11 protein-coding genes are annotated in these 12,769 nt (G+C 39.9%); 8 read left to right on the top strand and 3 right to left on the bottom strand.

The features are described from left to right. Positions 1–8: 8 nt before the first annotated feature. From MA_RS08020 to MA_RS26695, 3 genes are all read right to left on the bottom strand, one after another. Entirely contained in the window at positions 9–869 is an 861-nt protein-coding gene (locus MA_RS08020; protein ID WP_011021555.1) for an ABC transporter permease, read from the bottom strand. Positions 870–873: 4 nt separating this feature from the next. After that, entirely contained in the window at positions 874–2,592 is a 1,719-nt protein-coding gene (locus MA_RS08015; protein ID WP_048066233.1) for a TolB family protein, read from the bottom strand. Positions 2,593–2,683: 91 nt separating this feature from the next. Next, positions 2,684–2,956, bottom strand: coding sequence for a hypothetical protein (locus MA_RS26695; RefSeq protein ID WP_011021553.1), 273 nt, complete (start codon positions 2,954–2,956; stop codon positions 2,684–2,686). Between the two features lie 781 nt (positions 2,957–3,737). Between MA_RS26695 and MA_RS28515 the strand changes: the two genes are divergently transcribed. From MA_RS28515 to MA_RS07980, 8 genes are all read left to right on the top strand, one after another. Beyond that, complete coding sequence (locus MA_RS28515; RefSeq protein WP_226990851.1) at positions 3,738–3,938, top strand: ATP-binding cassette domain-containing protein; 201 nt, start codon at positions 3,738–3,740, stop codon at positions 3,936–3,938. Beyond that, positions 3,935–4,354, top strand: coding sequence for a hypothetical protein (locus MA_RS28510; protein ID WP_226990795.1), 420 nt, complete (start codon positions 3,935–3,937; stop codon positions 4,352–4,354). Before MA_RS28515 ends, MA_RS28510 begins: the two co-directional genes overlap by 4 nt. 468 nt (positions 4,355–4,822) lie before the next feature. Continuing rightward, positions 4,823–6,640: a TolB family protein gene (locus MA_RS08005; protein WP_048065148.1), complete on the top strand. Its 1,818-nt coding sequence runs from the start codon at positions 4,823–4,825 to the stop codon at positions 6,638–6,640. Then, positions 6,637–7,533 (top strand): ABC transporter permease, encoded by an 897-nt coding sequence (locus MA_RS08000; protein WP_011021551.1) that lies wholly within the window; start codon positions 6,637–6,639, stop codon positions 7,531–7,533. Before MA_RS08005 ends, MA_RS08000 begins: the two co-directional genes overlap by 4 nt. A gap of 11 nt (positions 7,534–7,544) precedes the next feature. Next, the gene (locus MA_RS07995; protein WP_048066232.1) at positions 7,545–8,465 is read left to right on the top strand and encodes an ABC transporter permease; all 921 of its coding nucleotides are present in this window, start codon (positions 7,545–7,547) and stop codon (positions 8,463–8,465) included. Then, positions 8,458–10,029: a COG1470 family protein gene (locus MA_RS07990; protein WP_011021549.1), complete on the top strand. Its 1,572-nt coding sequence runs from the start codon at positions 8,458–8,460 to the stop codon at positions 10,027–10,029. Before MA_RS07995 ends, MA_RS07990 begins: the two co-directional genes overlap by 8 nt. 2 nt (positions 10,030–10,031) lie before the next feature. Then, on the top strand, positions 10,032–11,102 hold the full coding sequence (locus MA_RS07985; protein WP_011021548.1) for an ABC transporter ATP-binding protein: 1,071 nt from the start codon (positions 10,032–10,034) through the stop codon (positions 11,100–11,102). Between the two features lie 120 nt (positions 11,103–11,222). Continuing rightward, positions 11,223–11,873 carry a hypothetical protein gene (locus MA_RS07980; protein WP_011021547.1) on the top strand — a complete coding sequence of 217 codons (651 nt, stop codon included), beginning with the start codon at positions 11,223–11,225 and terminating at the stop codon, positions 11,871–11,873. The last annotated feature ends 896 nt before the right edge of the window (positions 11,874–12,769 follow it).

The raw sequence follows: 12,769 nt of genomic DNA, 5'->3' as shown, positions 1-12,769 counted from the left end.
TTCCCTCCTTAAATATCATCTCTCAAAAATGAAATGTATGAAGCCGCAAGAAACAGAAATGGGAGAATTAACAAAATTATCGCGTTTTGCCAATAAAATCCAAGCAGATAAGGTAATGTATACTGAGTGTCCAGAAATCCATGTACGTCAGACTGAACATTGAACCCTCCATAAAAACTCAAATCTTGGGCTCCAACAATTACCTCAGCAAAATGATGCAAAGGTGAGATATTATAAAATAAGGATGCTGTAGAAGCAAATTCTTTTGTCATATCAAACAGTGTTTGACCTGACGCGAAAGATGCCAGCATTATTATAGTGGGTCCAAGGGCGAAACACATATTGATCCAGACAAAAACTCCAAAGGTAAGGGATTCAATTTCTGTTTTACACCAGACTGAAGTAAAAAGCCCAAATGTGGCAAAAAGTAAAAGATAAAGAAAGGTAAATATCCCAAAAATAAACAGCCGTAAGAGGGAATCAAACTCAGCTATTTTTCCAGAAATTAGGAAATCCGAAGCTGCAATTATCGTAAGGGAAAAAAATACTACAAGAGCAAGGGTCATTGAAATCCCCAGAAATTTGCCTGTAATAATATTATCCCTGAAAACCGGTTGTGTCAATAAAACATTGAGGCTTTTGCTATTTTTTTCTTTAATTATTCCGTCATACCCAAGGGCTATTCCCATTAATGGAAAAAATACTGCAATAACTTGGACAACGTCTCCAAAATTATCTCCACCTGCACGGTTTTGCAAATATGCAAATACAGTGCCCGTAAAGATAGCTAGCAGTATAATAAAACTGGGTTCATACAACTTGTCTGAGAATTCTTTTTGCGCAATTGTTAAAACGCTGTTTTTGTCCACAATATCATTGCTCCCGGGCTTTATGCAGTAACCAGACTCCCATTATGCAAACAAACAGTTGTAAAAACATAAATGAAGGAGATTTATTAGTTGTTTCCTTATTCTCAGTAACCTGTGATGTGTTTATAGAGTTGGACTCACTATTTTGAGCTTTACCGACAGTAGCAGGGTCCTCTCTTTCTATAATTTTCGTTACAGTCATATTAGTCCACATAGAAGAAGAGTTTTGATTGTTTAAATCGACCAGAGAGTCTTCCCAATCAGTTCTATAAAGGGAATAAGACTCAATCGTAAATTGTTTTCCATCAGGTCTCCACCTTCGGAGCATATCGAATCTACCCTTTGTTGTGGGTGTCACCTGAGTGAGACTAGAACCATTGCAATTAACAATAAACAAAGGGGCAGCAATGCTTGAATATTTAGATGAGTCATTCTCACTTTCAAGAATTTTATCAGTTTCATTTTTATAAAATTTTCCTGTATCTGGGTTAAGGGCAGAAGCAAATACAATAACATCACCGGATGGACTTATTGAATAAATTGAAAAACGATCGATTTTGTCTGAATTATACCAGGAATGAGATGGTGTCGGCCCGAAATTAGTGATAAAGGACAGATTGGTCCCATCAATATCAATTGAATACAGCTTGTTTTTGTTTTCAACGAATAATATTTTCTTCCCATCAGGGAACCACTGGGGTTCACTGGCATTGCCTTCATACAAAAGACGCTTGTTGTTTTCATTTCCTTCTACAATATACAGATTCCTGTTCTGATTTACCAGCAAAAGAGAACCATTTGGCTGCCAATATTCTTTTGTCAAGATGTTGGTATCTTCTGGATTGTCTCCATCATAAAAAGAAACGTTTCCTTTTAAGTTTGAACCATCAGTATCAGAGATATACGTATGTAAATCGAAGCTATCCGGTAGCCCTGAAACTAAGAGTATTTTTTTTCTGTCAGGACTGAGCGAAAATCCCCAATATTTTTCATCTTTGTCCTCAGGCTGGAAAGTATCAATCAAATCACTGCTCTCATTGATCAGGTCTACAGTTCCTTCATCGGTAACAATAAAGACCTTGCCAGAGTCATACCAGGCAGGTTGTGGATATGTAGCTGAAGAAAGTTCATGGGCATTTGTTCCATTTCCATTTGCGATAAATACCCCAGTTGAAGCATTTCCAGGTTTTTGCCATTCAAAAGCAATTTTACTAGAATCAGGACTCCATTTCAGATTCCTTTGAGAACCAATATCCCCACGGTTCTCTAATATCTTTGAAAGATCGGTATAGTTAGTCCCTACACCCCTTAAATTCGTACCGTCTGAGTTGCAAAAGATATAACAATTACCTGGCCCTGTTGGTCCATATCCTGAAACTTCAAAGCATATTTTGTCACCGGAAGGGGTCCATTTTGCCTGCAATATGCCGTTGGTATCCGGGCCATGAACTCCATAATCAATTTCTCCGAACGTATGGGAATTTGTATCTAATAAATAATGTTTAACAATATTAGTTGAAGGAGAATCCGATTTGGAGCAAGTTACCAGCAGATATTGCACATCAGGACTCCATTCCGTTGAAATCGTCATGAATCCTTTTTCTATCTGGAGAATTTCATCAAGCGATGTAACGTTAATATTTGGATCTTCCGATGCAGGGTTTGCTAATCCTACAATAACTGAAAGCGATAATAAAAATAAGATTAACATATTTTTTAACATTTGGAATCCCATCTAAAACTCTGAATTTAGCTTACAATCTGTTAAAAAATGAATACATTCTGGTATTTGCACCAGAATGGAAGATTTGATTTTAATTCTTGTATAGACAAAAAGTATAGGCTCCGGGATTGCTAGTGGAATATAATTCGGTTATCGAAACATATACCGGTGGTGTATTCAAAGTGGTATCAGTACCCGAACGAATGCCTTCTTGTACATGCCTCATTAAACTATGTAAACTGTTACCCTCATACATGTTAGCGATTGCTCCTTTGTCCAGTGAAGTGCCATCAAGGTATATATCAACCGTACTACCAGCAGCGATATTGCTGTACCAGTAGTCTGCGCTGTCACCTGAATACAATGTTCCATCAACATAGTTGTACCCACTTACCGCACTGAAAGACTTTGCTGTACTCCACGTTGATCCTGCATCAGGATCTTCGGCAGCCGCAACACCTGCAAGTATTAAGTAATCTTAAAAATATGCAGATTTACTTCTTTTAGGAGTTGGAGTTCGATCGTTTTTTCGCGTCTGGTTTAACTCCATAAATTCCTATTTTTTTACATGCATATATTTTTTATGTCCAAAATCTCTAACAATTCGCACTTATTATTATTATTCTAAAGCAAAAAATAATCGATATTCACTCTATTTCATAATTGATAGGGGCTTTTGACATAAACTATTTAACAATGAACATATTTTTGGAAAAAAAGAGAGATATTTATTCAAGATGGAGTAAAATTTTGGGAACAATAGTTCTTCTTATTAGTTGAGAGAAAAATCAACGACTTAAAGTAGCTACAGTAGAGTAGCTGAGCCTTACAGGCCCACTTGCAGGACCACAAATTTTCCTGATCGTTACATACATGATATTTTTGAGGACGGATATAAGTGCCTGAAAATAAAGCAAAAAGCCTTCTTATGCTAATCATGTTGCTTATTCTTATGCTCTTCCGGTTGGAGCGGATTTCTCCCGTCTTGCAGTCCTGAACGATATTAGCGGGAAAGTTTCAGGTTTCGAGATCATCCGTGAGGTAATCAACATAAGGAAAACGACAGGAGTCCTTCCCGAACCTGCCTGTTTTTATGAAACCTCACTGCAAGACAGAACCTTTGCTTTTATGCAAAACTCTACAATATCGAACCCGATGTACGGGAAAAACGGATTGTGAACCTGCTTGATACCGTGGGCCTTAGCCGTGCCATCGACCAGAAGACAGGCGGTTTTTCTACAGGCATGCGAAAACGTTTCGGGCTTGCCCAGGCTTTGATCAATGAGCCTTCGGTCCTTTTCCTTGATGAGCCTACAGCGGCATCGATCCCCTTGGAGCCCAGATGATGCGGGACCTTATAAAAGACCTGAACCGGAGCAAAGGAGTTACTGTTTTTCTGAGTTCGCACTCTATGGCAGAAGTAGAGGAGATCTGCGACAGGATTGCAATAATTGCAAGAGGGAAGCTGCTGGCAGTAGGGTCCGTGGAAGACCTGCGGGACATGATCAGGGAAAAGGAAGGCGTGCATTATTTGCTTGAGGTCCAAGACATTCCTGCCTCCACAGCTGCAGATGCCGTAAAGAATGTAGAGGGTGTGACAGCTCTTGATATTCGGGATCGGACTCTGTACGTACATACTAAGATGAAACTCCGTACAGAGATTGCAAAGGCCGTTAAAAACGCAGGCGGTACCGTATCCATGTTCGAAGAAGAAGAAATGAACCTGCAGAAACTGTTCCTCAAAATTATTGAAGGGGCATAAATGTTGAAGAGTCACTTTTTCATTTCTAAGTCAGAGTAGGTGAGGAAAGGAGAAATCTAAAACGCTTCAAAATGCGTTATAAAACATTTACTATTTTGTCCTGATTCAGGGAGCGAAACAAACATCCTGATAAACTCACTTTTTTGATAAATTCTTCCAATAAAAAGTATTACGATACCTTTTTTCTGACCAGTCCTTCTTTTCGTAACAATTTCTCGTATGAGTTAGTAGAGTTGATTGTTAGAGACTATGGACAGAAAACTTATAAAGAGTTGATAATATGTGAATTTTAGGGTTAAAATATGCTCTGGAACGATGTTGGAGGATGTACGCAGATTACTGGTTTTTGAGTATGCTGGTTGAATAACCCGATATATCTTTCAAAATTCCTTCCCCTTAGGTAATTTTCGTCATAATATTCAGAATCAGTTGAAAAATAAACAAACTTTACATTTTCAAGGGACTTGTATGACAGAAACACTAAAAATAATCTTATTCTTAACCCTTCTAATTTCAAGTATATCTACATGTTTTGCAGCTTCATCCGAAAATCTCAATGTAAGCATTGAAGAGATTATACCCATATCACAAATAGTGACTCCTTATTTTGACAGCCTTGTAGAGTCTTCGGAAACCGGTATCAAAGAACAACCCATAATTAGTGCTTCATGGGGTCCGGACAGCAGCAGATTGCTGGTAGAAGCATCTATCAATTCTCAGAGTGGAGCCAGCCTTCATGCAATTTATTTGCTGAACGCAGATGGAAGCGGAATTCGGGAACTCACATCAACTCCAAGCAACACGAAAGAAAAATCCCTGGGTCTGCACATCCTGGAAAATCCAGATACACAGGAAACATCCTGGAGTCCAGATGGAAACCGGATCGGAATTTTTGCAAATATTAATGCTGTAAGGGACTTTTATGTAACTGCTAATCCAGATAAAACGCTGATCAAAACTGCAGGTAAATGTAATTATACAACAGTTGATGAAATAAAGGAAAATATTCTGGATATTGAATGGCAAACTAATTTAATGTGGAATCCAGAGGGCACAAAAGCCCTTATAATAATGGATAAGGATCCTCTAAATTATCAATTATATTTAATTGATCGGGATGGATATGTACTCCAGAAGCTTACAGATACGTCTGATCGTGTAGAGACTGCAATCTGGAGTAATGATGGCAAAAAAATAGCATATAGCATTACTGGCCCTAACAAGGACGAAGAAACAGGTCTCTGGATAATAAATGAAAACAGAACAGAGGATAATAGACTAGTGGATAACGGAATTGTAATTGCCTGGAGCCCCGATGACAGCAGAATCTTCTATGTTGATGCAAACTCCGGTCTATATTCAATTAAGGCTGATGGAACCGATGAGGTTCAACTTTCAACAGGATTTTCCAGGATTGATGATGTACTTAGTTTCAGCCCTGATGGAAAAAACCTGATTTTCAGTACTGTAAACGATGAAGGAGTCACCATGTTTCTGGCCGATCAGACTGGAAAAAATGCAAAAGTGCTTGAAGAATTTCCGGGATATATTATTTTCAAGCCCAGCTGGAGCCCGAAAGGAGATAAAATAGCTCATGCACAGGACGATAACCTTTATACGATTAACCCTGATGGAAGCGAAAAAAGCCTTATCGCATCCGCAATAACCGACTATGAATGGCATCCTTCAGGAGACTTCATCAGTTTTATTTCATCAGATTCTGTTTTTGTTGCAAGCCCTGATGGATCAACAAAAATACAGCTTACTGAAGATGGTGATGATTATAGGTTTCTGGCAGATAGGTATCTGAATGGCTGGAGTCCTGATGGAAGCCGGTTGCTCGTTCGAAACGACTTCAAAGATTTATCCGTAATAAAATTCGAAGGATATGAAGATCCTCTCTCCATTGATTTCTTGACGCCCATAGAGGGAGAAAACTGCGAGCTAAGAATTCGTTGCATGTCGGAACCTGTTACAGATGCTCTTCTGACCCTTGATGAAAAAGAAATTGGCTTTACCAGCAGTTCGGGTTTCCTTAACTACAGCTGTCCTGATGCGGGCAGGTATGTAATAAATGCCAGCAAAACAGGATACAGGTCCACAAGCAAAGTTCTTATCGTGGAGGTGAACTCCTCCGCATCTCCGGAAAAATTCGTGGTTCCGGAAACATCTTCTGATTCTGGAAAAGAGGAAGATTCAAGGCCCGAATTTCAGGTCTCGGGGTTCAGGGGGATTACTGCAGTCCTGTTCCTTCTTTTTTTCATCCGCAGGAGGAATTCTCTGTGAAGGCAGACCTGAGAAATATCGGGGTCATCGCCCAGAAAGAATTCGCAGATTACCTGTACAGCCCTGGTTTCAGGATGTTGCTTGGGATCTTCACATTTGTTGTTCTTTCGATGAGTGTTATTTCGGGAAAAGAAGGGTGCGAGCTCTTTAATCGGGGCTTCGGTTTCATTGATGTTGCTCAGGTAATAACGCTTTTTATTCCCGTTCTCGGGCTTGCCCTTGGCTTTGATTCGATCGTTAGGGAAAAAAATTCCAAATCGTTGAATACATTACTGACACATCCTGTTTTTCGGGATAATATTATCAGTGGAAAAATCATTGGAGGTCTTGGTGCTCTTATTCTTGTGGTCTTTATTTCGGTTACTGCTTCAATTGGTACTGTACTGATACTTACAGGAATAGATGTCGGCTTTTCCGAACTGAACAGGATCCTCATCTTTTCATTGCTCACTTTTTTATACCTTTCAGGTTTTTTTGCCTTCAGCCTGATAATTTCAATTATTTCGAAAAGTTCGGAAAGCTCTTTTATTTCCGGACTTGTAGTGTGGCTAAACCTGATTTTAATCTTTGGAGCTATAGTTACTGCTGCCTCATCTATTATTACCGGGGAATTGATAGTTGACCTGGATAATAATGATGAAGCCAAGGTTATTAGTGAAGACTTGCAAAAACTTTCTCCTGCAAGTTACTATGCTGAAGCTGTAACTGGAGTCCGTGTAAGTTATGGAAGCTTTGGAATTTCTTCAGGCAAAGAAACAAAAGGAATTTTTGATACCAGAGTAGGGCTTGGGAACTGGTTTGCTGATTACTGGACAAATCTGGTGGTATTGACAGGCATACCTTCACTGATGTTTATAGTTTCGTATGTAGCATTTCTCAGAAGAGACATATGAGGGGAAAACGAATGAATTGTGATTTCGAAAAAGCTTTAGTAATAGCCCAGAAAGAATTCGCAGACCATCTCTGGAGTCCTATTTTTCTTTCCTTACTAGGAACTTTAATAATAGCAATATTTGCAGTCACTTATAGAGAGGTTCTTCAGACCGAACTCTATAGCCAGATAGGACAGATACCTGTACCTTCCTCAGCAGTTCTTGAAGGTTTTTACAGTACTTCATTGATGATGACATGGTTCGGCCCGCTTGTAGGTATCGCCTTAAGTTTTGATAGTGTAATAAAGGAAAGAAAATCTGCATCTTTGAATGTTTTGTTAACACATCCCGTATTCAGGGACACAATCATTCTTGGGAAAATGCTTGGAGCCGTACTTCTTCTTCTGGTAGTAATGCTGGCCTCAAGTGGGATTTCCCTGGGCACAATAATTCTCCTTCTGGGAGCAAAAGTAAGTGCAATGGAGTTAAGCCGAATTGCAGTCTGGTTCATCCTTACTTTCCTTTATGCCCTGGTGTTTCTTGGTATAGGACTTGTTTGCTCTATCTATGTTCGAGAGGCTACGGATTCACTTGTCTATAATATCGTTATCTGGTTAACTCTGAGTATTATGTTTTCCTGGATACTGACATTTTTAAGTTATTCACTCGAACCTGTAGTAAGTGCTGGAGTCCAGGATATAACTGATAGTCTTTTAGCTTTGTCCCCAATGCACCATTATGCTGAACTGAGCACCGGAAAGACAGGTCTTGGATGGGGTGCAGGAGGAGGTTCATATGGCAGAGATAGTATGGAAGGGATTCTGGATATTCGTTTCACGCTGGCTCAGTGGTTAAAAGAATTCTGGACAAATCTTGTAGTCCTGTTCATAGCTCCTTTAATTCTTCTTATAGCTGCATATCTGAAATTCTTGAGGGAGGATATAAGTGCTTGAGAATGGAAAGAAACTTTTCCCAATCCTATTGATAGTATTACTTCCTCTCATGTCCCTTACTGCCGGAGCGGACTTCTCCAGTCTTGCAGTCCTGAGTGATATCAGCGGCAAGGTTGCAAGACCCGGAGACCTTGTGGAGTTCAGCTTTACTGTAGAAAAGGGATACAATACTTCTGAGAGCACCTCAGTTACTTTTTTTATAGAGAAAGTGCCCGAAAACTGGACTGCAGGAGTTTATACCGATGGCAGTCAGGTCAGCCAGATCACTCTGCCCGAAGAAGCCGATGAAAGGGAACTGACTCTTAAGGTAAGGGTTCCTGAAAATGTAGAAGATGGAGCATATACTGTAAAAATAGGGCTGAAGCCTTATGGAGAAAATCGCCGTAATTATGATAAGATATATCGGGAATTTACGGTAACGATTGACAGGGCCGCAATGTCCAATCTGGAAATTTATTCCGATATCCCGGGAAAAAAGACCCATCCCGGGATTCCTGTCAGTTTCGGAGCTTTTGTAGAAAATAAGTATGAAAGCAGAGCTAATTTTCGGATTTATCTGGTTTCGAAACCAGAACAGTGGGGAGTTGACCTGCTTTCCACCGATGGGGCCCGGATTACAAAGCTGGGAGTTCCTGCAGGCGAGAGTCAGGAGTTTGAAATTCTCGTAAATCCTCCTCTGAATGCAACAAAAGGAGATTATGAAGTTCTGGTGGCAGCGTGTCCGGAAAAAGGAAACCGGAGTGTACTTTTGCCTATCAGCGTAAGCATAAATCCCGAACTTTCCAGAGACCAGGACCTGAGTGCGTATGTAGAGCTGAATTCAAACATAGTGGGGTTTGAAATCCGGCCGGAAACAACTGCGGAATTTGCGGTTTCCTTAAAAAACCGGTATGATCAGCCGCTTAAACTGGACCTTGAAGTTCTGAGCCTTCCCGAAGGCTGGAGGGCGGAATTTGTCAACGATGACGATGAGGAGGAAAGGCTTTCTTCCCTTATGCTTTCTGCCGGCGAGGAACTGGCTTTTACCGTAAAGGTCAAGCCTTCCCAGAATGCCACAAGCGGGCTTTATCCGGTTATAGTGGCAGCAGTAAGCGGAAACAAGGTCGTTTCCCGGCAGCTTGAAGTGAACATCAACAACGATCTTGAAAATGAGGAACTGCTTAAAGTCGATTCAAACCCTGAAGAATTAACCCTGAACCCCGGCAGTTCTTCTGACGTCCGGATCAGCATTGAAAATAGAGGGAACGATGCCCTAGAAGATGTCACTCTTGAGATCAATGATGTTAGCGGGCTCAGTACGCAGATCCAGGGCTTCGGGACAATAGACGAACTGGAAGCAGGCGAGTCAAAGAGCATATCTGTAGAAATTACTGCAAATGCTAATGCCGGCTCCGGTGCAAAGGAGATTTTCATCCGGGCAAAGAGCGATGACCTTGTGAGCTCGGAGAAAAGTATCAAGGTGAATGTGGAAAAGTCATCAAGCAGTGGGCTTCTCGGCATAGCAATGCTGGGCTTTGCGGTCCTTGTGCTTGTTTTTGTAATACGTAAGTTCGGAAGGCGGTAAATGTGGAATCAACAGGCATAGAATCAACAGGCATAGAATCAGCAGGCATAGAATCAGCAAGTATAGAATCAACAGGTATAGACTCTATAGGTGTGGAATTGGAACAAAGCAGAATTGCACGGAAAACAGATGAATTCGCAATAGAAACCATTCACCTGAGTAAGGTCTTTGGAAAAGAGAACCAGATCCGTGCGGTAGACAACCTTAACCTGCAGATAAGAAAGGGAGAAGTATTTGGTTTTGTGGGTCCTAACGGAGCTGGCAAGACCACGACTATGAAAATGCTTATCGGACTGCTTGAACCTAGCGAAGGAAGCGGGAAGGTTGCAGGTTTCGATATCATCCGTGAGGTAATAAATATAAGGGAAACGACAGGAGTCCTTCCCGAACCTGCCGGTTTTTATGACAACCTCACTGCAAGACAGAACCTTCGCTTTTATGCAAAACTCTACAATATCGAACCCGATATCCGGGAAAAAAGGATTGTAAGTCTGCTTGAGACCGTGGGCCTTACCCGTGCCGTCGACCAGAAAACAGGCGGTTTTTCCACAGGGATGCGTAAGCGTTTCGGGCTTGCCCAGGCTTTGATCAACGAGCCTTCGGTCCTTTTCCTTGATGAACCGACAAGCGGTATCGATCCCCTTGGAGCTCAGATGATGCGGGACCTTATAAAAGACCTGAACCGAAGCAAAGGAGTTACTGTTTTTCTGAGTTCGCATTCCATGGCAGAAGTAGAGGAGATCTGCGACAGGATCGCAATAATTGCAAGAGGGAAACTGCTGGCAGTAGGGTCCGTGGAAGACCTGCGGGACATGATCAGGGAAAAGGAAGGCGTGCATTATTTGCTTGAGGTCCAGGACATTCCTGTTTCTGCCGCTGCAGATGCCGTAAAGAATGTGGAGGGTGTGACAGCTCTTGATATTCGGGATCGGACTCTGTACGTACATACTGAAATGAAACTCCGTACAGAGATTGCAAAGGCCGTCAAAAATGCAGGCGGTACCGTATCCATGTTCGAAGAAGAAGAAATGAACCTGCAGAAACTGTTCCTAAAAATTATTGAAGGGGCATAAATATGGAAGAAATAAGTTAGAACACAGTATTATTCTATAAACACAGGTTTAGAAGCAAATAGGTTTAGAAGTAAATAGGTTTAAGCTCAAAATTCTCAAAAGTACAGTGGTGTTTGGGTTATGAAGATTGATTATATAGTAAAAGAGGAATTATTACGTTCATTCCCAGTATTAGTTGTTAGTTTTTTAATAATCGGGCTACTAAATAGGGAAGGATATGTTCCGCTAGGGATGTCAGGGGTATTTGTTCTGGCCCTCTTTATTACAGCTATCCATTTCTCATTTATGGTCTGGTATAGAAAAAAGGAACAAATCGAAAATAATTCTATTTTTTACATAATAGACTATATTCTTAGTTCAAAGCCTCATGATGAAAAAACAAGAGAGCCTTATAAAGATGAAGAGACTAAAATTTTCTCATCATTTCGGAAAAATATGCGTCTTCTGATTATTACACTATTTCTGTATGTTGTTTACCTTTACGCATCTCTGGTTTATAATATAGATCAAGCATTTTGGATCTTGATTCTATTATTTATCGGAAGCTTGTTATCAAAAATTATATACGGAGTGAGTAAAGAAAATCAAAAAGATCCTATGAGATTGCTGGTTTTCTACGTAATTGCATGTGTCTTCATTTTCGTACGCTACCTTGTACTTGATTATCCTCTTCTTCCTATTTTGAAAGGAAGTATAATTCTTGGAATGCTGCTGATATTTCTGGTATTAGGAATCAAATGGTCGCAGCGTAAACAGAATTCAGATAGTTAAGTCTGCTCATCCTGAAATGAGCGATCAAAATATTGAAATGTAGACATAGATGACCGATTGGTGGAAAGTAACATTATCTATAGTCTCTGTGTACTTCTCAAACTATTTTTTTGTTAACTTATTTCAGATTTGTATTCCTCTCTTATGCTTGATTGTTTGAGAGTTTACACATAAAACTTTTAAAGGATTATGAATTTCTGGAAAGTAAGAATGTTCTACAGGATTCGGTAGAGTTTGAAACCTGCCCTGAATCCTGCATGCTCGAAGGCGAGAAATAGATCACTTTAAAGCTATTTTAAAGTTTGTTTCTTGCCTCTTATATAAAGGTGAAGAAGTGGGATAAATTGAAACTAAACTGCAAAGTTAGATAAATAAGCGGGCTTTTCATGATAATGCTTGTTGTAGGTATGATACTGGTTACGCCTGCACTGACATGCCCTCCTAATGTGCAGACTGAGCAAGACAGTTCTAACACATTAATTGTAAGTTATGAGGCATGCAATTGGGCAACTAGCGAAGTATGTGAAGGAGAGGGACTATGTTAAACCCTCTTGTTACTTTTTTTATTTGTTATGTAACCTCGTTGACTACTCGCGTAATAATAATGACTTATTACCCACAATATACTTATTTTGCGCATGTACTTTCTTCATTTTTGATTTCCATAGGCATTGCTTTTTCAGTTCCATTTATGAAGCCTATTATTTCGCTTTCTCCAACATTCAACCCAAAAATGAAAAGATGGTTTAAAATTGGATTTATTATTCTGGTTTTTATAACAACGTTTTTGATATCTTATTATAAGTATATGCCTCAAAATCAATAAAGAAGCCATATAATCGATTATAATCTATTTGATGTTTATTAAAATTTGTTTTGTCCTAAAATTATTTCGC

It is taken from the genome of Methanosarcina acetivorans C2A, assembly GCF_000007345.1.
Classification (GTDB): Archaea; Halobacteriota; Methanosarcinia; order Methanosarcinales; family Methanosarcinaceae; genus Methanosarcina; species Methanosarcina acetivorans.
Note: the sequence above shows the minus strand (reverse complement) of the source record. Positions and strands in the feature narration are given on the sequence as shown.